Below are 20,984 nucleotides of genomic sequence, written 5' to 3'. Positions count from 1 at the left end.
CGTCCCGACGTCCTCGCGCCTCCGGCGCCCCCGCCGCTACTCCCGGCCCGCGGACGTGGACTCCATGTCCGCGTAGCGGTCGCCCGCCACCTTCGAGGCGATCGGCTCCAGCCGGTCCAGCTCCTCGGCCGTCAGCTCGATCCGGGTGGCGGCGGTGTTCTCCTCCACCCGAGTGCGCCTGCGCGTGCCGGGGATCGGCACCACCGGCAGCCCGTGCACGGCCGCGCGCTGCTGCACCCAGGCCAGGGCGATCTGGCCGGGCGTGGCCCCGCGCGCCTCGGCGATGGCGCGCAGCGGCTCCAGCAGGGCGGCGTTGGCCGCCGCGTTCTCCCCGGTGAAGCGCGGTATCGTCCGCCGGAAGTCGTCCTCGCTCAGCTCCTTGTCGGCGCTGGTGAAGGCGCCGGTGAGGAAGCCGCGTCCGAGCGGCGAGTACGGCACGAAGGTGACGCCCAGCTCCTTCGCCGCGGGCACGGCGGTGCGCTCCACGTCCCGGCTGAAGACCGACCACTCGGACTGGAGCGCGGCGATCGGGTGCACCGCGTGCGCGGCGCGCAGCTCGTCGCCGGTGACCTCGCTCAGCCCGAGCTGCCGGACCTTGCCCTCCGCCACCAGCTCGGCCATGGTGCCGACGGCCTCCTCGATCGGCACGCTCACGTCGCGGCGGTGCATGTAGTACAGGTCGATGGTCTCGATGCCGAGCCGCCTCAGGCTCCCCTCGACGCACTGCCGGATGTAGGGGGCGTCGTTGCGGACGCCCCGCTTCGTCGGGTCGTCGGGGTCCATGACGATGCCGAACTTGGTGGCCACCACCACCTCGTCCCGGTGCGCCTTCACGAAGGGCGCGATGAACCTCTCGTTCTCCCCGAAGCCGTACAGGTCGGCGGTGTCGTAGAGGGTGACGCCCAGTTCCAGGGCGCGCTCCAGCGTGGCGCGGGCCTCGTCGGCGTCCGTCGGGCCGTAGGCGAAGCTCATGCCCATGCAGCCCAGGCCCTGGACGCCGACCTCGGGGCCGTCCGCGCCGAGCCGTGCCGTGCCGATCCGGTCGCTGTTCTCCGTGCTCATGTGGGGTTCAGAACCTCTCCGACGCCCGCCGGGCGTCCGCATAGAAGTCGATCTTGAAATCGAGGATCGCCAGGGTGCTCTGCAACTCGGCGATCCTGCGCCGTACGTCCTCGCGCGTGGCGCGCAGCAGTTCCTGCCGTTCGGCGAAGGTGTGGTCGCCCTCCCGCACCAGCTCGGCGTACCGCACCATGTCCGCGACCGGCATGCCGGTCAGGCGGAGCTTGCCGACGAAGGCCAGCCAGTCCAGGTCGCGGTTGGTGAAGCGGCGCTGCCCGGTGTGGGAGCGATCGACGTGCGGCATCAGGCCGATCCGCTCGTACCAGCGCAGCGTGTGGGCGCTCAGGCCGGTGAACGCGGCGACCTCGCTGATCGTGTAGCGGTCCCGGCCGTCCGGTCTGGGGTGCGACACCTCCGCCGACGCGCACAGGTCCGTCAGGGGCTCGGCCCCGGTACCGCTCGTCTGCGTCACGGTCATAAGGGAACGCTAAGGAGTTGGAGCGCACTCCAAGCAAGCGGAAAACGACGGCGAAATCCCGCCACGTTCCGCCGTTCGGCCCCACGTTAGGCTCGGGGCCATGGAGAGCCTGCGCACGATCGAGAACTGGCCGGTCCCCACGGCGGCGGCCGCCGCCGTCCGCGCCGACGGCACGGTGGCCGGGACGCACGGCCCCGTCGACCACCGCTTCCCGCTCGCCTCCGTCACCAAGCCGCTGGCGGCGTACGCGGCGCTGGTGGCCGTCGAGGAGGGCGCGATCGAGTTGGACGAGCCGGCCGGCCCCGAGGGCTCGACCGTGCGGCACCTGCTCGCCCACACCTCCGGCCTGGCCTTCGACGAGCACCGTGTGATGGCCGCGCCGGGCAGCCGCCGGATCTACTCCAACACCGGCTTCGAGGTCTTGGGCGACCACATCGCCAAGGCCACCGACATCCCCTTCCCCGAGTACCTGCGCGAGGCCGTGCTCGTCCCGCTGGGCATGACCGCCACCGACCTGCCCGGCTCCCCCGCCAAGGACGCCGTCTCCACCCTGGCCGACCTGATCCGCTTCGCCGCCGAACTCCAGGCCCCGCGCCTGCTGGACCCGCGCACGGTCGCCGAGGCCGGCTCGGTGGCCTTCCCCGGCCTGTCCGGCGTCCTGCCCGGCTACGGCAACCAGAAGCCCAACGACTGGGGGCTCGGCTTCGAGATCCGCGACGGCAAGTCCCCGCACTGGACGGGCGCCTCCTCCTCGCCGCGCACCTTCGGCCACTTCGGCCAGTCCGGCACGTTCCTGTGGGTCGATCCGGACGCGAGCGCCGCCTGCGTGGCCCTGACGGACCGCGCCTTCGGCCCCTGGGCGATCGAGGCGTGGCCGCCCTTCACCGACGCGGTGCTGGCGGAACTGCGCGGACTGTGACGCGGGGAGGGCCGGGGATGAGCGGGCAGCCGCGCGCACTGGTCGTACAGCACACCGCGAACGGCGGTCCGGGACGGTTCGGCGCCTGGCTGTCCGAGGGCGGTCTCGCCCTGGACGTCGTCCGCGCGCACGACGGCGACCCGCTGCCCGACCGCCTCTCCCACCAGGCCGTGCTCGTCCTCGGCGGCGGCTACATGCCGGACGACGACGAGCGCGCCCCCTGGCTCGCCCCCACCCGCGCCCTGGTCGCCGAGGCGCTGGACGGCGGCGTCCCGGTGTTCGGGATCTGCCTGGGCGGCCAGTTGCTGGCGCAGGTCGCGGGCGGCACGGTCGCGGCGGACCACGGTGCGCCGGAGATCGGCAGCACGCCGCTGACGCTGCTGCCGGCGGCGGAGGACGATCCGCTCTTCCACGGTCTGCCGCCGCACCCCACGGCGATCGAGAACCACGTCGACGCCATCACCCGGCTGCCGTCCGGGGCGCGGTGGTTGGCGCGGAGCGAGCGGTGCCCGTACCAGGCGTTCGCCGTCGGCGACCGGGCGTGGGGCACGCAGTTCCACCCCGAGGCCACCTCCGCGCAGGTGCGGGCGTGGCAGCCGGAGCGCCTGCTGCGGCACGGCCTCGACCCGGCGGAGACCGTCCGCCGGGCGGAGGCCGACGAGCCGGCCGCCGCCGAGGTCTGGCGCACGGTCGCCCTGCGGTTCGCCGCGCTCGTGACCGCACCGCGCTCGTGACCGCGCCGCGCTCGTGACCGCGCCGCGCTCGTGACCGCACCGCGCTCGTGACCGCACCGCGTCCGTGACCGCACCGCAACGGCCGCCGCGGGGACGAGGGCCACGCTCGGCCGGTGGCCGCCGCCGGACCTCGGCGGCGGCCGGAGTCTTCCGGAACGGGCACTCCGCCGGCCCGGCCCGTCCGTCCCCCCTCAAGACGACACCCGAAAGTTTTTGGTCAAGGAACGTTCAATTCCAGTCAAAGATAAGTCCATACGCGTGACCCATTTGCACCCTTTTAATAATTCGATCCGCCTATATCTGTGACTTCCACCACATGTGGCCTCTTCTTTCACTCCCCCGCCTCGTGGTAGACGTTCACGACTGCCGCGTGTGACCCACCCCATGTCGCAGGCGACAGCGCCAGGCCGGCCGACCGCCGGTACGCGGGACTCCATCCGGGGGGGACCGGAAAACCCGATCCCGGACAGTCCGGGTCGGACATGGAGAAAGGCGCACACACCATGACCCCTGAGAAGGTCACGGGCCGTACCGCCACACCGGGCACCACAGCCCACTCAAGCGGTCAGACCTCCGAGGAGGGTTACCAGAGAGGCCTCGGCAGCCGTCAGGTCCAGATGATCGCCATCGGCGGTGCCATCGGCGTGGGCCTGTTCATGGGAGCCGGAGCGAACATCGCCAAGGCCGGCCCCAGCATCATCCTCATGTACGCCCTGGCGGGCGTGATCATCTTCTTCATCATGCGAGCGCTCGGCGAGCTGCTCCTCTACCGGCCCGTCTCCGGCAGCTTCGCGGAGTACGCCCGCGAGTTCCTCGGCCCCTTCTTCGGGTTCGCGACCGGCTGGACCTACTGGATGATGTGGGTCGTCACCGGCATGGCGGAGCTCACGGCCGCCGCCATCTACATGCACTTCTGGTTCCCGGAGATCCCCCAGTGGGTCAGCGCGCTGACCTTCCTGGTGATCCTCTTCGGCGTCAACCTGATCTCGGTGAAGATCTTCGGCGAGGTCGAGTTCTGGTTCTCGATGATCAAGGTCACCGCGATCATCGGCATGATCGTGATCGGCCTCGGCGTGCTGACCCTCGGCTTCTCCGACGCCGGCGACACCGCCTCCGCGAGCAACCTCTGGGCCCACGACGGCATCTTCCCCAACGGCATCGGCTCCAGCCTGATGACGCTCCAGGGCGTCATGTTCGCCTACCTCGCCGTCGAGCTGGTCGGTGTCACCGCCGGCGAGTCCGAGGACCCGGAGAAGACCCTGCCCAAGGCGATCAACACCCTGCCCTGGCGCATCGCGATCTTCTACGTCGGCGCCCTGCTGGTCATCCTCGCCGTGGTGGAGTGGACCGAGTTCGGCCCCAACGTGAGCCCCTTCGTCCACGCCTTCGAGAAGATCGGCATTCCGCTCGGCGCCGCCATCGTCAACTTCGTGGTCCTCACCGCGGCCCTGTCGTCCTGCAACTCCGGCATGTACTCCACCGGCCGGATGCTGCGCGACCTCGCCACGAACACCGAGGCCCCGAAGTTCCTGGGCAAGCTGAACTCCCGCAGCACCCCGGCCGCGGGCATCACCCTCTCCGTCGCCCTGATGGGCATCGGCGTGGTCCTGAACTACTTCGTCCCGGAGAAGGCGTTCGCCTACGTCACCTCGGTGGCCACCGCGGCGGGCATCTGGACCTGGATGATGATCCTGGTCAGCCACATCCGCTACCGCCGCGCCGTCGACGCGGGCCGTCTCCCGGCCTCGTCCTTCCCGGCCCCCGGCGGCAGCGTGTGCAGCTGGATCGCCCTGCTGTTCCTGATCTTCGTGACCTGTCTGGTCGCCGTGGACTCCGACGCCCGCATCTCGCTGTACGTCGGCGCGGTCTGGGCCGTCTTCCTCGGCATCGGCTGGCTGGTCCGCAAGAGCAGGGGCACGGCCCGGCCGGACGACCTCCCGGGCGGGGAGCAGGAGAAGCGCCTGGAGTACGCGGGCGAGTAACGGACGGACCCGCACCACCGCTTCCGGGGTGGTCGACCGGCAGGCCCGCACGGGCCTGCCGGCCGGCCACCCCGCGCCGTTGCGCCGCCGTACACCGCGTACTGCTGCCGTACGCCGCAGTAGGCGGACCGCGCTCTCCCCTCCGCCGTGCCCGGCGGTTAGCGTCACGCGCGCACGTGACGACCACCGCCCCCACCGGAGGACGCGCAGCCCATGAGAAGAAGACCGCTTCCGTTCCGCCCGTCTCGCCTGCCCGGCCTGTCCCGCCTGTCCGGCCTGGTCGCCGCGGCGGCCCTCGCGACGACCGTGTTCGCGGCGTCCACCGTGACCGGCGCCCTGCCCACCACCGCGGAGGACCGCACCGGAACCGCTCCCGCCGGCTCCCCGGCCTCCCCCGCGTCGACGGAGAAGCACGCCCGGCACTGGGTGAACACCTGGACGTCGATGCCGCAGTTGACGGAGCCCCACAACATGCCGCCCGCCCCGTTCACCCGGGACGGCCTGGTCCTCGACGACACCACCCTGCGGCAGACCGTCCGCGTCACCGTCGGCGGGGACAGGCTGCGGCTGCGGTTCTCCAACGCCTTCGGCGGCACCGCCCTGCCCATCACGGCCGTCTCCGTCGCGCTCCCGGCCGGCGGGAAGGCGGGGACCAGCGCGATACGTCCGGGCACGTCCCGGCCGGTGACGTTCGGCGGCAGGTCCTCGACGGTGGTCCCGGTCGGGGCGCAGGTGGTCTCCGACCCGCTGCGCCTGGCGGTGGCTCCGGGGACGAACCTCACCGTGACGACCTACCTGGCCGAGGGGCAGGCGTCGAACGACATCACCTCCCACCCCGGCTCCCGCACCACCTCACACCTGCTGCGCGGCAACCACGTCGACGCCGAGGAGCTGCCGGGGGCGACCCCCACCGACCACTGGTACTTCCTCAGCGGCGTCGAGGTGCTGTCCGGGAGGTCCACCGAGGCGGTCGCGGTCCTGGGCGACTCGCTGACCGACGGACGGGGCTCCACCACCAACGGCAACGACCGCTGGCCGGACCAGTGGTTCGACCGGCTCCAGTCCCGCCGGAGCACGTCCGGCATCGCCGTGCTGAACCAGGCGGCCGGCGGCAACCGGGTGCTCGACGACGGCCTGGGCCCCAACGTCCTGGCCCGGCTGGACCGCGACGTGCTGGCGCAGAGCGGCGTGGAGTGGCTGATCGTCTTCGAGGGCGTCAACGACATCGGCACCGCCGAGGCGACCGAGGCCGCGCAGAAGCGGGTCGCGGACGACCTCGTCGCGGCCTACGACCAGATCGTCACCCGCGCCCACGCCCAGGGCATCGAGGTCCACGGCGCGACGCTGCTGCCCTTCGGCGGGAACGGGATGTACGACGACCCGGCGGGGCTCCGCGAGAGGACGCGGCGGACGGTCAACGAGTGGATCCGCACCAGCGGCCGGTTCGACGCCGTGATCGACTTCGACCGCGCGGTGCGCGACCCGGAGAACCCCGACCGGCTCCTGCCGACGGTCCACGACGGCGACTGGCTGCACCTGAACCCGGAGGGGTACGGGATGCTGGCCGACGCGATCCCCTACCACCTGTTCCGCTGAGCGGGCCGCGGGCCCTTGGCGCTCACGGCACCAGGGGCCCGTCCAGGACGCGCCGCCCGGCCGCCCGGTCGCCCTCCCACACCAGCGCCTCCCCGTCGGCGGGGCGGCGGCCCCACAGCATCAGCAGCAGGTCCTCCGCGGTGCCGGAGACGGCGGCGACCGGGTCGCCGGGGCCGTATGTCCACGAGGCCCCGGTGTCGGTGGCGGTCAGCCGCACGGCCCGGTCGGGCGGGGTGGCGCGGCCCCGCGCGATCTGGCGGGGGGCCATGGTGTCGAAGACCTCGGCCACGCCCTCGGCGGCGAGTTCCGCGTCCAGCGGACCGGGCGTTCCGAGGGCGTGCTCGGCGTCCCAGCGGTGCACCAGGGTCTCCAGACAGCGGCGTCGCCGCCAGAAGCCGACGGTGTGCGGCGGGTGGAACGTCCAGGCCGGGGTGGACGGTTCGACGTCGAGCGCCTCCAGCAGCACCTCGCCCGTCCCCTCGAACCACCGCGCCAACGCGGCCGGCTCGTGCGGCGCGGCCGGGGGCCGGTGGTCGCCGTGCCGTTCGGTGACGGCCGTCGCCGCCCAGAGGTTCCCCTCGCCCAGGTGGGCGGCGAGGTCGCGCAGCGTCCAGTCGCCGCAGTGCTCCACGGGGGCCGACGGGTCCCCGTCCAGGCAGGCCCGGAAGGCGTCGAGTTCGCGTCGCAGGTGGTCGAGGAGGGATGCGGAGTCCACGGTCGGGAGCCTAGCGCGGGAGCGGGAGCCTAGTGCGGGGACGGTCCGAAGACCGTGTCCAGGTGGGCGTCGAGGACCGCCAGCGCGGTCTCGGGCGCGTAGTGCTCGCCGAGGACGTGGACGCCCAGGCCGTCCACCAGGGCCAGCAGCGCGGTCGCCGCGTGGTCGGGGTCGAGCTCCTCCGGCGCGTCGCCCGCGTCCTGGGCGGCGCGGATTCGGCCGGCCAGGACCTCCCGCATCCCCGCGGCGTCCTCGCGCAGCGCCGCCGCGACCCGGGGGCGCGCCGCCGAGTAGGCGAGGAACGCCAGGGCCACCCGTCCTTCGGCGCGCCGGGGCTCGTCGAGCGGGAGCAGTCCCGTCAGCAGCGTACGGACCAGCGCCTTGGGCGCGGGGGACTCGCCGAGCGCCTCGACGGCGGCGGTGAGCCGGGCCTCCGTGCGCTCGCCGACCGTCTCCATGGCGAAGGTCATCATCTCGTCCTTGGTGCGGAAGTAGTGCTGCACCATCCCGGTCGACACTCCGGCCTCGGCCGCGACGTGCCGCAGGCTGACCGCCTCCAGCCCCCGGTCGGCGGCGACCCTCATCAGGGCGTCGGCGATCAGCGTGCGCCGCGCGTGGTGATCGACTCTCTTCGGCACCCGGCCATGGTTTCACAATACGACCGCATTGACTCCGCCCTCGCCCAGCTTTTACATTGCAGTCGTATTGAAAAAGGTCCGACGCGGACCCCACACCCCACGGGGGCGCCAGTGAACACACCCACGCACGACACCGCCGGGACGTCCCGCCCCGCCGTGCCGGACGCCCCCGCCCGCCGGAGCGGCGGACGCCCGCGCCGGGCGGCGGCGTTCGCCCGGCGCCTGGTCCGCCTCGCGGTGCGGTTCGAGATCGACATGTGGACGAACCTCGGCCGGTGGCTGCTGCGCCGCCCGGACGTCCCGCCGCACGGCGCGGCCTTCGCCTACCGCGAACCGGTCCTGCTGCCGATCCTGGCCTTCTTCTTCCTCTCCCTCTTCGAGGTCGTCGCGGTGGACCTGCTGGTGCCCTGGCCCTGGCGGTGGCTGCGCCTCCTGGTCCTGGCCCTGGGCGTGTGGGGCGTGGTGTGGATGCTCGGCGTCCTCGCCGCCGTCACCGTCCGCCCGCACGTCGTGGCCCCGTCCGGGCTGTGGGTGCGGTACGGCTCCGGCCTCGACGTCCGCATCCCCTGGGACGCGGTCGCCGGCGCCCGCCACCTGCGCGCCGGCAGGGACGGCCGGACGGTGCAGGTGGACGGCGACACCCTGTACGTGCAGGTCTCCCACCAGACCACCGTGGAGGTCGCCCTCGCCCGGCCCGTCGCCGTCGCCCTCCCCCGGGGCCGTACGGCGGAGGTCACCGCGGTGCGCCTCCACGCCGACGACGCGGCGGGTCTGGTCACGGCGGTGCGCGAGCGCGTCGGGGCGGGCGCCGGCCGGTGACGGCGGGCGCCGATGACGCACGCGCGGGCCGGGGACCGTGAACGGTCCCCGGCCCGCCGCTTCCCCTTCCTCGTCAGCCGTAGGACGGCTCCGCGTGCATCTCCCAGATCAACACCTCGGTCCCGGCGGCCTCCCCGGCCGCCTCCAGCCTCTCCGCGTCGGTGATCCGCGCCGCGTCACCGGGCGCCAACGACTCCTCGCCGATGCGCAGCCCGCCGCGCACCACGTGGACGTACACCCACGGCGCGTCCGGGATCGCCATGCGCTCCCCCGGTCCCAGCCGCCGCACGTGCATCACCGCGTCGGCGCGGGCCAGCCCGTACGGGGTGCCGTCGGCGATGCCGCGCACGACCTCGTACTCGGCGTCGCCCCCGAACACCCCCGGCACCAGCCACATCTGCACGAACCGCAGCGGCTCGCTCCCCGCGTTGCGCTCCACGTGTCGGATGCCGCGCCCCGCGCTGAGCCGCTGGACGTCCCCGGGCCGGATCACCGCGCGGCGTCCGGTGGAGTCCTCGTGCGTCAGCTCGCCCTCGACCACCCAGGAGACGATCTCCACGTCCGCGTGCGGGTGTTCGGCGAAGCCCGCGCCCGGCGCGAGCCGCTCCTCGTTGCAGGCGACCAGCAGTCCGAAGCGCGTGTTGGACGGATCGTAGAAGCCGGAGAAGGAGAAGGCGTGCCGGGTCTCTATGCCGGCCGCCGCGTCACCGCCCCGATAGCGGTCGGCTTCACGCCATATGTGCAGCATTCCTTCACGGTACGCGGAGGGCTCCGGACCGTCACACGGCGGCCGTGTTGCCCATCCTCAGCCGCCCGCGCGCGGCGCGCGTCCGCAGGTACTCCTCCACGTCCTCCGGCGTCGCGGCGGGCGCGAGCGGGTCGAGGCCGACGAGCAGCGCCACCGGTCCGCCGCCCCGCGCGAACGCGGCCCACTCCGCGCACACCCGTGCCCGCAGCCCCAGCCCGCGCTCGTCCAGCCGCACGGACACGCGGTCGCGGTCGGCGCCCAGGGCGAGGCGCGGCCCGACGTACACCAGCGGACGGTCCGGCCCGTCCAACTCCAGTGCGGCGGCCGGCCGCAGCATCCGCCGCTCCACGTCCCCTGCCGTGTCGCCCCAGGGGACGGGTGCCGGGGGCGCGACGAGCAGGAACGCCATCCGCCCCACCTCGGTCCTCTCCAGCCACGTCCAGGTGGCCACGCGCCGTGGCAGCCCGGCGGCCCCGGCGGTGCGGATGGTGCTCACCGGCTCTCCTCCCCGGGCGCGGGGACGGCCGGACAGGGGTACCAGCCGGTGAGCCGGCACAGCGCCGCGTGCAGCGCGGCCGGGTCCACGAAGGGCGCCCGCTCGGTGGGCGTGCGGACCCAGGACAGCGGCCACGTCCCGCCGCGCAGGGCCGGGATGCCGACGTACGCGGCGCACCGGTCGCCGCTGGTCAGCCCCCGCGCTCCGGGCGGCCAGCGGTGGGAGCGGACGGTGCCGGGCGGCAGCAGGAAGTACGTGTACCGCTCCCCCACGGACTCGTGGACGACCGGCCCGTCCGTCTCCCGCGCGGCCTCCTCCGCCAACTGCCCCGCGACCCGCACCGCGTCGAAGTGCACCCCGGCCAGCCGCAGCGAGTGCCCGGTCCGAGGAATCCAGTTCCAGGCCGGATTGACGCTTTCGGTGGTTGTTTCTCCGTTCACACCCCCGACTTTTCCGGCTTGTGCCTAGCGTGACCAGCAGTGACCGTTCCACATCTCCGCGTTGTAGCGGGGAGCCAGGGGGAGTGAGAAGCATGTCCTCGACCACGCCCAACTGCACGGGCTCGGATGGGATGAAGGTCTTCGGCGCGGTGTTGAACGCCCTGCGCGAGGCTCAGGGAGTCACACGGGAGGAACTCGGCCAACACGTCGGCTACTCGAAGTCGATGGTCGCCAAGATCGAGTACGGGGAACGACTGGCGAGCCCGGCGTTCATCGCCAAGGCGGAGGAACTGCTGGACGCCAAGGGCGCACTGCGCGCCGCCGCCCCGCACCTGAAGTGGACCAGGCTGCCCGCCTGGTTCGGCGAGTACGCCCGGCGGGAGCAGGAGGCGATCAGCCTGTGGACGTACGACACACACGTGATTCTCGGCCTGGTACAGACCGAGGACTACGCCCGTGCGGTCCTCAGCGCCTACGTCCCGACCCTGGACGAGGAGGAGATCGAACGCCGGGTGCAGGCGCACATGGAGCGTCAGACACTGCTGACCCGCAAGCCGCCCGTCTCGCTGGCCATGGTCGTCGAGGAGTGGGTGCTGCGGCGCCCGGTGGGCGGAAAGGACGTACTCAGGGGGCAGCTGGAGCGGCTGCTGGAGTTGTCGAAGATGCGAAATGTGTCGATCCAGGTCATGCCGACGCACTACGAGACCCACGCCGGGTTCAACGGTCCCTTCACTCTGCTGGAGACCCCCGAACGACAGTGGGTGGCCTACGTCGAGACTCAAGCCGGGGGCGAGGTGATCGACGACCGAAACAAGGTCAGCGAGTTCCAGACCCGCTATGGGATGCTTCGAACGCAGGCTCTAACCCCGAAGGACTCCGCGCAGTTGATCGAGGAGATGATCCGCGAACTATGAACACCGCAGACCTGGCGTGGTGCAAGTCCAGTTACAGCGGCGACGCGGGCGGCCAGTGCGTCGAAGTCGCCGTCGAGTGGCGCAAGTCCAGCCACAGCGGCGACGCGGGCGGTGAGTGCGTGGAGGTCGCGGCCTGCCCGCACGCCGTCCACGTCCGTGACTCCAAGGACGTCTCCCGGCCCTCCCTGGCCTTCACCCCCCGCGCCTGGTCCGCTTTCCTCGGCGCCACCCGCGCCTGACCCGAAGACCGCGCAGCGGCGCGCACGTGTGCGCCGGATCGCGGAAGCGTCCTGAAGAGAGCCCCGAGGAGACAAAGGGAATCCGCGGCGATCACGCCGCGGATTCCCTTTGTCCACTCCGTTCCGCGTTCGTCCCCCTTCTTCCGTCCCCGATCCACGAGTCGGGACGGCCGGCGGCCGTCCACCGCCCGGCAGGTGGACGCCGTTGACAGTGCACGCACGCCGCATGAACGAGAAATCGCTCCCCACCCCGGCTGACGTCCCGGACCGAGCGGGCGTCGGGGACCGGTTCAGGCGGGGCGGCGGAACAGGGCCGTCCAGAGGAAGGGTTCGCCGAAGTACGGGGACTCGGGCGGCTCGTCGGTCATGCGGCGCAGCTCGATCTCCTCCAGGTCGGAGAAGATCCGGCGCAGGGACTCGGGCGTGTAGGCGAGGCCGCCGTGGAGGCGGGACCGGCGGTAGAGCTCCTCGTCGGGGAGTTCGCAGCCCATTCCCCCGGCCGCGAAGCAGGTGAGGGCGAGGTGGCCGCCGGGCGCCAGGACGCGGTCCACGAGGGCGAGGTAGCTGACGCGGCGGTGCGGCGGCAGGTGGTGGAAGCAGCCGGAGTCGCAGATCAGGTCGTAGGGGCCGGCCAGGTCGTCGCCGAGGGCGAAGGCGTCCCCTCGGTGGAAGCGGATGTCGGCCCCCGCCTCGCGGGCGCGTTCCTCGGCCCAGGCGACGGCCTCCGGGGAGAGGTCGACGGCGTCCACCTCGAACCCGAGGGAGGCGAGGTGGAGGGCGTTGCGGCCCGGACCGCAGCCCAGGTCGAGGGCCCGGCCCGGCGTGATCAGGCCGCGGTCGAGGTACGAAGCCAGGTTCTCGTCCGGCTTGGCGACGAAGAACGGCACCGGCTTGGAGCGGTCCGCGTAGAAGCCGTCCCACCAGGAGGCCGCGCGGTCCGTCCAGCGGTCGGCCTCGGGTGCGAACAGGCCGTCCAGCAGCCTCAACACGTCCTCCACCGTGCGGATGTGGCGGTCCATCGGTTCTCCTCTCGTGAGGGCGGCGCCCCGGGCGCGGACGGCCGTGCCCACGGGCGCCGGCGTGCGGTGCAGCGTCAGGGGAAGGGCGCGCGGGAAGGTGTCCAGGACCGGGTGGAGCAGGCGCGGTTCGGACGCGCCCGGACGGCCGACGGCATCGCGGATCTGCTGCCGGTGGACCCGGAACTCGGTGTGCTCGCGGGCGATGTCCGGCCACATCGGGGACGGCCCGTCGGAGACCGCCCAGGAGACGCCCAGGAGACGCCCACCCGTGCCGGGTCGATCGGTTCTCGGCGCGCCCACTCGGCGTCCAGCAGGGGCCCAGGTGGGCCAGGAGGTCGATCATCAGCCGGGGGCTGGACTGCCGGGCCGTCCGGACGAAGTCCTCGTTGGTGCGGGTCAGGAAGTACGGCAGGGTCTCGCCGGCGCGGAAGGCCGGTCCGGGGTGGCCGTCGCGGTCGCCGGACAGGCGGCGGACGTGGTCGTGCAGGAGGTGCGCGGTCACGTCGTGCACGGACCAGCCGGGGCAGACGGTCGCGCGGGACCGGTCGTGGGGGTCGAGCGCGGACAGCAGGTCGATCAGCGCGCGCCGCTCCGGCGGGAACAGCGGCCGTACGTCCAGCGGAGGCCCCAGCCAGGTCCGGTCCATCGGGGCACTGAACCACGGGAGATCCGTTCCCCGCCAGGGGTTTTCGGCGGTGCCGGCGGGGCCTTCAGTCGCCGTCGCGCTCCCGGTCGTGGCGCTGCTGGGCGGCCAGGACGGCGGGCATGTGGGCTTCGAGGTGCTCGATGAGGTCGATCAGCTTGGCGGCCGTGGTGCGGCCCAGCTCGGTGAGGCTGTACTCGACCCGCGGCGGCATCACGGCGCGGACCTCGCGGTGGACGAACCCGTCGCGTTCCAGGGCCTGGAGCGTCTGGGCGAGCATCTTCTCGCTCACGCCGTCGACGCGGCGGCGCAGGGCGTTGAAGCGGGCGGGCCCGTGGTGGAGGCCGGCCAGGACCAGGACGCCCCAGCGGCCGGTGAGGTGCTCCAGCACCGGCCGGGAGGGGCAGGCGCGGGCGAACACGTCGAATTCCAACTCCCGGACCCGCTGCTCCTCCGCGGCCTCCGGCGCGGTCTCCGCGGTCTTCGGCGGGGCGGTCGGTGTGTCCATATCTGAAGACTACCCGAGATACAGCACTGTGGAAAAGTTTGCGCTTTCGATTCCACAGCGTACGGTGGGGGCGTGCCGGACCGCCGGGTCCGAGCCGTCCCCCTGTCGTTCCCACACCCGAAGGACGCCTGCGATGATCGTCGTCACCGGAGCCACCGGACAGTTCGGCCGCCTGACCGTGGAGAAGCTCCTCGAACGCGGCGTGCCCGCCTCCGAGCTCGCCGCCGCCGTACGCACCCCGGAGAAGGCCGCCGACCTGGCCGCGCGCGGCGTGGCCGTCCGCGAGGCCGACTACGACCGGCCCGAGACCCTCGCCCCCGCGTTCGCCGGGGCCGACAAGCTGCTGTTCGTCTCCGCCAACGGCCCCGACGACCTGCGCGTCGTCCAGCACCGCGCCGTCGTCGCCGCCGCGCGGGAGGCCGGGGTCGGCCTGGTCGCCTACACCTCGGTCGTCGACGCCGACACCAACCCGCTGGGGCTGGCCCGCGTCCACCGCGAGACCGAGGCCGCCCTGGCCGAGTCCGGCCTGCCCACCGTGCTGCTGCGCAACGGCTGGTACACCGAGAACTACACCGCCACCCTGGCCGACTCCGTCGAGCGCGGCGCGATCGTCGGCGCCGCCGGCGAGGGCCGCGTCGCCTCGGCCACCCGCGCCGACCTCGCCGAGGCCGCCGCCGTGGTCCTGACCCGCGACGACCAGGCGGGCAAGGTCCACGAGTTGACCGGCGACACCGCCTGGACGCTCGCCGACCTGGCCGCCGAGGCCGCCGCCGTCTCCGGCAAGGAGGTCGTCTACCGGGACCTGCCCGCCGAGCAGTACCGGCGGGTCCTCACCGACGCGGGCCTGCCGGCCTTCTTCGTGGAGCTGCTGGTGGACTCCGACGTCAAGATCTCCCGGGGCGCCCTGGCCAGGACCACCGGCGACCTGGCGGCCCTCCTGGGCCGGCCCGCCACCCCGCTGTCCGACGCCGTCGCCGAGGCGCTCAAGGGCTGACCGCGCGGGCGCCCCGGCGGGGAGTCGGGGCGCCTACGGGGGCGGGAGGCGTCCGGGGGAAGGCGCGGCGGTAGTCGCTCGGCGAGACCCCGACGTGCTTCAGGAAGTGGTGGCGGAGGTTGTTCGCCGTGCCGAGGCCGCTCAGTTCGCCGACCTTCTCGACCGGCAGGTCCGTCGACTCCAACAGGCTCTGGGCCCGCGCCAGGCGCCGGCCGAGGAGCCACTGGAGGGGCGTGGTGCCCGTGGCGGCCCGGAGCCGCCGGTGGAACGTGCGCGGGCTCATCGCCGCGCGCCGGGCCAGGTCCCCGACCGTCAGCGGCTCGTCCAGGTGCGCCTGGGCCCACTCCAGGACCGGCGCCAGGCCCTCGTCGTCGGTGGCGGGCACGGCCAGGTCGACGAACTGCGCCTGGCCGCCCGGCCGGTGGGCGGGCACGACCATCCGGCGGGCGAGCTGGTTGGCGACGTGGGCGCCCAGGTCGCGGCGCACGATGTGGAGGCAGAGGTCGAGGCCGGCGGTGAGCCCCGCGCTGGTGAGGACATCGCCGTTGTCGACGTACAGCACCGAGTCGTCGACCTCCACCTCGGGGTAGCGCGCGGCGAGTTGGGCGGTGTGCGTCCAGTGGGCGGTGGCGCGGCGGCCGTCGAGCAGCCCCGCCTCGGCGAGCGCGAAGGCGCCGGTGCACAGGGAGACCATGCGGGCGCCCGCCTCGTGCGCGCGGCGCAGGGCCTCGATCAGGTCCGGCGGCAGCGGTTCGCCCTCCTCGACACAGGCGTCGGGGACGGAGGGGACGACGACGGTGTCCGCGCCGACGAGGTCGTCGAGGCCGTAGGGGGTCCGCACGGCCAGCCCCGTGCCGTCCGCCGGGCCGTCCCCCGTCCCGCACAGCCGCAGGTCGTACCAGGGGTCGGCCAGGTCCGGCTGCGGCTTCCCGAAGACGGTGCAGGGGATGGCGAGTTCGTACAGGTCCCAGGAGGGGACCCCGATGCCCTCGGGCACGACCACGGCGACGGAACCGGCACCCATGCCCGGCAGCGTACGCCGGCGCCGGCGGGGACGTGGCAGGAATTCGGTGCCGGACGTCACCCCTGTCACTGTTCCCGGCCTCCGCGCGCTGCGAGCGTGGCTCCCACGTGATCGAGGTGATCGACGTGATCGACGTGGTGAGCCGCCGCAGGCGGACGTACCTGAGGAGTTGTGACATGAATGCGGACCGTCCGGCCGTGACCGTGCTGGGACTGGGATCGATGGGCTCGGCGCTGGCCGGCACGCTGTTGGACCGGGGGCACCCGACCACCGTGTGGAACCGTTCGGCGCACAAGGCGGAGGCGCTCGCGGACCGCGGGGCGAAGGCCGCCGCGACGGCCGGGGAGGCGGTCGCGGCGAGTCCGCTGATCGTCGCCTGCGTACTGGACTACGGCGCGCTGCGCACCGTCCTCGACCCCGTGGCCGACACGCTGGCGGGCCGGACGCTGGTCAACCTCACCTCCGGCTCGCCGGAGCAGGCCCGCGAGACCGCCGAGTGGGCGCGTGCGCACGGGGCCGACTACCTCGACGGGGCGATCATGACCACCCCGCCGGGGGTCGGCAGCCCGGAGATGATGTTCCTCTACAGCGGCCCGGAGACCGTCTTCGAGGCCCACCGATCGACCCTGGCCACCCTGGGCGACCCCCTGTACCTGGGCGCCGACCCGGGGACGGCGTCCCTCCACGACGCCGCCCTGCTCGGCCTGATGTGGGCGACGCTGACGGGCTGGCTGCACGGCACCGCGCTGGTCGGCGCGGAGAAGACGGAGGCCACGGCGTTCACTCCCGTCGCCGTCCGCTGGCTGACCGCCGTGGCCGGCTTCATGACCACGTACGCGCCCCAGGTGGACGCCGGCCGCTACCCGGGCGACGACGCCACCGTCGACGTGCAGATCGCGACGATCGACCACCTTCTCCACGCGGCCGAGGCCCGCGGCCTGGACAACGCGCTGCCGGAGCTGCTGAAGACGACCATGGAACGGGCGAAGGCGGCCGGACACGGCCGGGACAGCTACGCGAGCGTGATCGAGGTCCTGCGGAACCCGTCGACCGGCGGGTGACGCGCCCCGGCGCCGCCGGGACCGGTCCACCGGCCTCCGCTACGCCTCGCCCCGCTTGCGGCGACGGTGGGCCGCGACGCGGGCGCGGGAGGCGCAGGTCGTGGAGCAGTAGCGGCGGGCGCTTCCGGGGCCGGTGCCCAGGTAGAGGGTGGTGCAGCCCGGGGCGGCGCACTCGCCCCAGGTGGCGCGGCCGTACTCGGTGACGATCTGGGCCAGGGCCAGGGCGCCGGAGGCCAGGAACCAGTCGGCCCAGTCCGCGTCCTCGCCCCGGTCGACGTGCAGGTGCCAGGGGTGCCGGCCGCCGTGGTCGGTCAGACGGGGGCGGGCGCCGCACTCGGCGAGGATCTCGTTGAGGGCGTGGGCGGCCCGGTCGGTGTCGGTCTCGGCGAGGACGGCGGCCATGCGGGCGGCGGCGGCCCGCAGGGCCTCCTCGTGGGCCGGGGGGAACGCCTCCTCGGTGAGGTCGTCCGGGTTCTCCCCGTGGCGGATCAGCAGTTCGACCAGTTCCGCCCGGGGCAGGTCGGGGTTCGCGCGGACCGCGTTCGCCAGGTCGACCAGCCGCCGGGCCGGCCGGAATCCCCCCGTGGTCACGGTGTCGTTCACGATCGACTCCCTTGTTCCTCGCTCCACAGGGTAACGTCTTTTTGAAAAATGGCGTTACACACGGGAGGCGCACGTGCGACCGCACACCGGGCTGCGGCCCTACCTGGCCACCGCCCTCCTCGCGCGGCTGGCGGAGGAGGGCATGGCCGTGGCCGTGGTGATGCTGGCGGTGCACCGCACCGGCAGCGCGGCCCAGGGCGCGTTCGTGCTGACCGCGTGGATGGCGCCGCACGTCCTCGTCGCGCCGCTGACGGGAGCCCTGGCCGAACGGGTGCGCAGCGCCCGGCTGTTCCACTCGTGCGGACTGGGCGGCCTGGCCTCGGGGATCGCCGCGTTGGCGGTGCTCGTCGGACGCGTCCCCCTGCCCGTGGTGCTGGCCGTGGCCGCGCTCGGCGGCGCGTGCGGGCCGGTGGTCACCGGCGGGCTCTCCGGCCTGGTGGCCCGGCTCGTCCCCGAGGGACCGGACCGCGACCGCGCGTACGCCCTGGACGCGGCGACGTACAACGCCGTGTCGGTGACCGGCCCCGCCCTGGTGAGCGCCGTCTCCGCCCTGGGCTCCCCCGGTACGGCCGTGGCGCTGCTGAGCGTGTCGGCGGCGTGCGCGGCCGTCCTGGCGTCCACGCTGCCGTACGGACGGTCGGCGGCCCCGGTCCGGGCGTCCGGCGAGGCGTCCGGCGAAGGGGCAGTCGAAGGGGCCGGCGCGCGGACGACACTCCGCGCCGACCTCGCGGCGGGCCTGGCGACCGTGTGGCGGGTGCGCGAACTGCGCGCGGTCACGGCGGCCACCTGCCTGAACTCCCTGGGCATCGGCGGCCTGACCACCACCGCGATCCTGCTCGCGACCGAACTGGACCGCCCCGACTCCGGCGGCCTGCTGATGACCGCGTTCGCCGTCGGGGCGCTCGCCGCCTCCCTGGCGGTGGCCAGGTGGCTGCGGTCCTTCCCGGCCCGGCGTCTGGTCTCCGCCTCCCTGTCGGGCACCGGCCTCGTCCTGGCCGCCGCCTCGTTCGCACCCTCGTTCGCGGCCTCGTCCACGGCCTCGTTCGCCGTTCTGGCGGTGCTGTTCGCCGTGGCGGGGGTGTTCGAGGGGCCGCTGCTGAGCGCCACCCTGCGCATCCGGGCCGCCCACTCCCCGGAGCGGGTGCGGGCGCAGGTCTTCACCATCGGGGCGGGGCTGAAGATCTCGGCGGCGGCCTGCGGTTCCGCCCTCGTCGGGCTCGCCGCCTCGCTGCCCCCGCCGCTCCTCCTGCTCGGGATCGCCGCCGTCCACCTCGCCGCGGCGCTCCTCCACCGCCTCGCCCTCCCGACCACGCGCACGCGCCCGCCTCACCCTCCCGGCGGCGCGGACGCGCCGGACCGGCGGACGGCGGGCGCCGCGCGGTCACCGCACGAACCGCCCCGCCGGTAGGGGTCTCACGCCGCGTCGAACCACTCCCCGCCCGCCGCCCAGTGCCGCACCCAGCCGGCGAACCCCGGCTCGGAGGTGGTGTGGCCGAACTCGGCGCCGAAGGGGACGGCGCCCACGTCGGTGATGTTCCAGACGTGCCCGCGGTGCGGCCCGGTGACGATCAGGTGCCAGTACATGCCGCAGCCGTCGGTGCCCAGGACGATCGAACCGTGGTCGAAGACCCGGTCGAGGACCGGCTCGGCCGCCTCCGGGTCCGGGTCCTCCTCCCACAGCCACGCCTCCGTCAGGGGAAAGGGCTCGGCCAGGACCCGCCGGGGACGGTCGTCCCCCCAGTCGTCGGGCAGTTCGGCCAGTGGCGTCAGGCCGTAGGCGGGCGGTCCGACCCGGGACCCGTCGCAGACCTCCGCGACGAACGTCCGGTACGGCTCGGGCAGGACGACGCCGTGCTCCGCCTCGAAGGCGCGCACCGCGTCCCACCCCAGGGGCGGTTCGCACGAGTCGGCGTCGAAGGCCGCGCGGAGGGCGGCGAGGTCGTCGGGACGGGCGTGTTCGGTCTCCACGCGCCCATGAGTACCACCACCCCCCGACAACCGCCCTCCCCACGGCCGCCGTCTCCCGGTCGCCCCGTCACCACCGGTCGGACGGTGGGGAGTTCGACCCGCCCGGCGGACGCGGCGCTCCCCCCGTCCGCCGGGCGGCGCCGGCGCCTATCGGCCGTACGCGCCGACGGGGCCGGCGGGGGAAGACCGTCACCGCGCCGGCGCATAGCCTGGTCCGGCCCACCGTCACGCACCGGGAGGACGCCGAGACCATGGCCCTGGACCGCATGCGCCCGCTCACGCCGTACGCACGGATCGGGTTGGGGCTGGCCGCCGTCGGGCGGCCCGGGTACATCAACCTCGGGCGCGGGCGGGACCTGCCCGCCGAGCGGACCGTCGAGGCGCTGCGCCGGCGCACGCACGCACTGCTCGACCTCGCCTGGGCCCGCGGCGTCCGGTACATCGACGCCGCCCGCTCCTACGGCCGCGCCGAGGAGTTCCTCGCCGACTGGCTGCACGGCGACGACCCCCGCGAGGGCCTGGTCGTGGGGAGCAAGTGGGGCTACACCTACACCGCGGACTGGACCGTCGACGCCGCCGTGCACGAGGTCAAGGACCACGGTGTCGCCACCTTCGAACGACAACTCGCCGAGACCCGGGCGCTGCTCGGGGACCGGCTCGACCTGTACCAGATCCACTCGGTCACCCCCGACAGCCCCGCCCTGACCGACACCGCCCTCCACCGCCGGCTCGCCGACCTGGCCGCCCGGGGCGTCGCGGTGGGGGTGTCCACCAGCGGTCCGCGGCAGGGCGACGCCATCCGCGCCGCCCTGGAGGTCACCGTCGACGGCGAGCCGCTCTTCCGCAGCGTCCAGGCCACCTGGAACCTGCTGGAGCCCTCCGCCGGACCGGCCCTGGCCGAGGCGCACGACGCGGGCCGCACGGTCATCGTCAAGGAGGCGCTCGCCAACGGGCGGCTCCTCGCGCCCGGCACCCCCGCGCACGCCGCCCTGGAGGCCGTCGCCCGGGACACCGGCACGCCCCCGGACGCCGTCGCCCTGGCGGCGGTGCTCCACCAACCCTGGGTCGACGTCGTCCTGTCCGGGGCGGCGACCACCGCACAGCTCTCCGACAACCTCCGCGCCACGGACGTGCGGCTGGACGGCGCACGGCTCGCGCGCCTGGCCGAACTCGCCGAAACCCCGGACGCCTACTGGGCACACCGGTCCCGACTCCCCTGGTCCTGAACGCCGGAAACCGCCCCGAACGGGGCGGTACGGCAGGCACCGTCACCCCCCGGAGGAAATGCCCTGGAACGTCATGACGCCCGCCGGTGGGCCGGCGCGAACGGAAACGGAGCCCACCGGCCCGCCCGTTGTACGAATCCGACACCCGCCCCTCACCGCGC

The 20,984-nt window shown here is 73.9% G+C and carries 23 protein-coding genes and 1 pseudogene; 11 read left to right on the top strand and 13 right to left on the bottom strand.

The genetic code is table 11. The features are described from left to right. Positions 1-36: 36 nt before the first annotated feature. Together ABD335_RS13275 and ABD335_RS13270 are read right to left on the bottom strand one after the other, a co-directional pair. Positions 37-1,062 (bottom strand): aldo/keto reductase, encoded by a 1,026-nt coding sequence (locus ABD335_RS13275; protein ID WP_344322483.1) that lies wholly within the window; start codon positions 1,060-1,062, stop codon positions 37-39. A 7-nt stretch (positions 1,063-1,069) separates the two neighbouring features. Beyond that, positions 1,070-1,537, bottom strand: coding sequence for a MerR family transcriptional regulator (locus ABD335_RS13270; protein ID WP_344322482.1), 468 nt, complete (start codon positions 1,535-1,537; stop codon positions 1,070-1,072). 100 nt (positions 1,538-1,637) lie between these two features. On the opposite strand from ABD335_RS13270, the gene ABD335_RS13265 reads away from it, so the two are divergent. The 4 genes from ABD335_RS13265 (at position 1,638) to ABD335_RS13250 (ending at position 6,768) form a co-directional block, all read left to right on the top strand. Next, a complete protein-coding gene (locus ABD335_RS13265) occupies positions 1,638-2,456 on the top strand; it encodes a serine hydrolase domain-containing protein (protein ID WP_344322481.1) in 819 nt (272 codons plus the stop codon). A 17-nt stretch (positions 2,457-2,473) separates the two neighbouring features. After that, entirely contained in the window at positions 2,474-3,190 is a 717-nt protein-coding gene (locus tag ABD335_RS13260; RefSeq protein WP_344322480.1) for a type 1 glutamine amidotransferase, read from the top strand. Positions 3,191-3,807: 617 nt separating this feature from the next. After that, positions 3,808-5,172, top strand: a complete 1,365-nt coding sequence (locus ABD335_RS13255; protein WP_344323022.1) for an amino acid permease — start codon at positions 3,808-3,810, stop codon at positions 5,170-5,172. 213 nt (positions 5,173-5,385) lie between these two features. Further along, positions 5,386-6,768, top strand: coding sequence for an SGNH/GDSL hydrolase family protein (locus ABD335_RS13250; protein ID WP_344322479.1), 1,383 nt, complete (start codon positions 5,386-5,388; stop codon positions 6,766-6,768). Positions 6,769-6,790: 22 nt separating this feature from the next. Here the strand turns inward: ABD335_RS13250 and ABD335_RS13245 are convergent, their stop codons facing one another. Both ABD335_RS13245 and ABD335_RS13240 read right to left on the bottom strand, forming a co-directional pair. Further along, positions 6,791-7,483 (bottom strand): maleylpyruvate isomerase family mycothiol-dependent enzyme, encoded by a 693-nt coding sequence (locus ABD335_RS13245; protein ID WP_344322478.1) that lies wholly within the window; start codon positions 7,481-7,483, stop codon positions 6,791-6,793. A 29-nt stretch (positions 7,484-7,512) separates the two neighbouring features. After that, the gene (locus ABD335_RS13240) at positions 7,513-8,121 is read right to left on the bottom strand and encodes a TetR/AcrR family transcriptional regulator (RefSeq protein WP_344322477.1); all 609 of its coding nucleotides are present in this window, start codon (positions 8,119-8,121) and stop codon (positions 7,513-7,515) included. Positions 8,122-8,232: 111 nt separating this feature from the next. Here ABD335_RS13240 and ABD335_RS13235 point away from each other — a divergent pair, with 111 nt between their 5' ends. After that, positions 8,233-8,940, top strand: a complete 708-nt coding sequence (locus ABD335_RS13235; protein WP_344322476.1) for a hypothetical protein — start codon at positions 8,233-8,235, stop codon at positions 8,938-8,940. 73 nt (positions 8,941-9,013) lie between these two features. Here ABD335_RS13235 and ABD335_RS13230 read toward each other — a convergent pair whose 3' ends face one another. The 3 genes from ABD335_RS13230 to ABD335_RS13220 are packed head-to-tail and all read right to left on the bottom strand — an operon-like array spanning position 9,014 to position 10,624. Further along, positions 9,014-9,688, bottom strand: coding sequence for a pirin family protein (locus ABD335_RS13230; protein ID WP_344322475.1), 675 nt, complete (start codon positions 9,686-9,688; stop codon positions 9,014-9,016). A 31-nt stretch (positions 9,689-9,719) separates the two neighbouring features. Then, a complete protein-coding gene (locus ABD335_RS13225) occupies positions 9,720-10,184 on the bottom strand; it encodes a hypothetical protein (RefSeq protein ID WP_344322474.1) in 465 nt (154 codons plus the stop codon). Continuing rightward, positions 10,181-10,624 carry a hypothetical protein gene (locus ABD335_RS13220; RefSeq protein WP_344322473.1) on the bottom strand — a complete coding sequence of 148 codons (444 nt, stop codon included), beginning with the start codon at positions 10,622-10,624 and terminating at the stop codon, positions 10,181-10,183. The genes ABD335_RS13225 and ABD335_RS13220 overlap by 4 nt, the downstream gene beginning before the upstream one ends. 92 nt (positions 10,625-10,716) lie before the next feature. Between ABD335_RS13220 and ABD335_RS13215 the strand changes: the two genes are divergently transcribed. Then, entirely contained in the window at positions 10,717-11,538 is an 822-nt protein-coding gene (locus tag ABD335_RS13215) for a helix-turn-helix domain-containing protein (protein WP_344322472.1), read from the top strand. Beyond that, entirely contained in the window at positions 11,535-11,777 is a 243-nt protein-coding gene (locus ABD335_RS13210) for a DUF397 domain-containing protein (protein ID WP_344322471.1), read from the top strand. Before ABD335_RS13215 ends, ABD335_RS13210 begins: the two co-directional genes overlap by 4 nt. Before the next feature lie 290 nt (positions 11,778-12,067). On the opposite strand, the gene ABD335_RS13205 is transcribed toward ABD335_RS13210, so the two are convergent. The 3 genes and pseudogenes from ABD335_RS13205 to ABD335_RS13195 all read right to left on the bottom strand — a co-directional run bounded on the left by ABD335_RS13205 (position 12,068) and on the right by ABD335_RS13195 (position 13,947). Then, on the bottom strand, positions 12,068-12,796 hold the full coding sequence (locus ABD335_RS13205) for a class I SAM-dependent methyltransferase (RefSeq protein WP_344323020.1): 729 nt from the start codon (positions 12,794-12,796) through the stop codon (positions 12,068-12,070). Between the two features lie 370 nt (positions 12,797-13,166). After that, a pseudogene (locus ABD335_RS13200) lies at positions 13,167-13,442 on the bottom strand (maleylpyruvate isomerase N-terminal domain-containing protein); the annotation flags it as partial. Between the two features lie 64 nt (positions 13,443-13,506). Then, a complete protein-coding gene (locus ABD335_RS13195; protein WP_344322470.1) occupies positions 13,507-13,947 on the bottom strand; it encodes a winged helix-turn-helix transcriptional regulator in 441 nt (146 codons plus the stop codon). A gap of 133 nt (positions 13,948-14,080) precedes the next feature. Between ABD335_RS13195 and ABD335_RS13190 the strand changes: the two genes are divergently transcribed. After that, entirely contained in the window at positions 14,081-14,941 is an 861-nt protein-coding gene (locus ABD335_RS13190; RefSeq protein ID WP_344322469.1) for an SDR family oxidoreductase, read from the top strand. Here ABD335_RS13190 and ABD335_RS13185 read toward each other — a convergent pair. After that, the gene (locus ABD335_RS13185; RefSeq protein ID WP_425583639.1) at positions 14,931-15,944 is read right to left on the bottom strand and encodes a GlxA family transcriptional regulator; all 1,014 of its coding nucleotides are present in this window, start codon (positions 15,942-15,944) and stop codon (positions 14,931-14,933) included. The genes ABD335_RS13190 and ABD335_RS13185 overlap by 11 nt on opposite strands. Before the next feature lie 197 nt (positions 15,945-16,141). On the opposite strand from ABD335_RS13185, the gene ABD335_RS13180 reads away from it, so the two are divergent. Then, complete coding sequence (locus ABD335_RS13180; protein WP_344322467.1) at positions 16,142-17,026, top strand: NAD(P)-dependent oxidoreductase; 885 nt, start codon at positions 16,142-16,144, stop codon at positions 17,024-17,026. Between the two features lie 39 nt (positions 17,027-17,065). Here the strand turns inward: ABD335_RS13180 and ABD335_RS13175 are convergent, their stop codons facing one another. Beyond that, positions 17,066-17,629: a CGNR zinc finger domain-containing protein gene (locus ABD335_RS13175; protein WP_344322466.1), complete on the bottom strand. Its 564-nt coding sequence runs from the start codon at positions 17,627-17,629 to the stop codon at positions 17,066-17,068. A 73-nt stretch (positions 17,630-17,702) separates the two neighbouring features. Between ABD335_RS13175 and ABD335_RS13170 the strand changes: the two genes are divergently transcribed. After that, a complete protein-coding gene (locus tag ABD335_RS13170) occupies positions 17,703-19,037 on the top strand; it encodes an MFS transporter (RefSeq protein ID WP_344322465.1) in 1,335 nt (444 codons plus the stop codon). Positions 19,038-19,042: 5 nt separating this feature from the next. On the opposite strand, the gene ABD335_RS13165 is transcribed toward ABD335_RS13170, so the two are convergent. After that, complete coding sequence (locus ABD335_RS13165; protein WP_344322464.1) at positions 19,043-19,597, bottom strand: SMI1/KNR4 family protein; 555 nt, start codon at positions 19,595-19,597, stop codon at positions 19,043-19,045. A gap of 251 nt (positions 19,598-19,848) precedes the next feature. Here ABD335_RS13165 and ABD335_RS13160 point away from each other — a divergent pair, with 251 nt between their 5' ends. Beyond that, positions 19,849-20,823, top strand: a complete 975-nt coding sequence (locus ABD335_RS13160; RefSeq protein ID WP_344322463.1) for an aldo/keto reductase — start codon at positions 19,849-19,851, stop codon at positions 20,821-20,823. Positions 20,824-20,984 lie beyond the last annotated feature (161 nt).

Origin of the sequence: Streptomyces macrosporus (genome assembly GCF_039533145.1) — a bacterium.
Taxonomy (GTDB): Bacteria; Actinomycetota; Actinomycetes; order Streptomycetales; family Streptomycetaceae; genus Streptomyces; species Streptomyces macrosporus.
The sequence above is the reverse complement of the archived record's forward strand: the minus strand, read 5'-3'. Positions and strand labels throughout refer to the sequence as shown.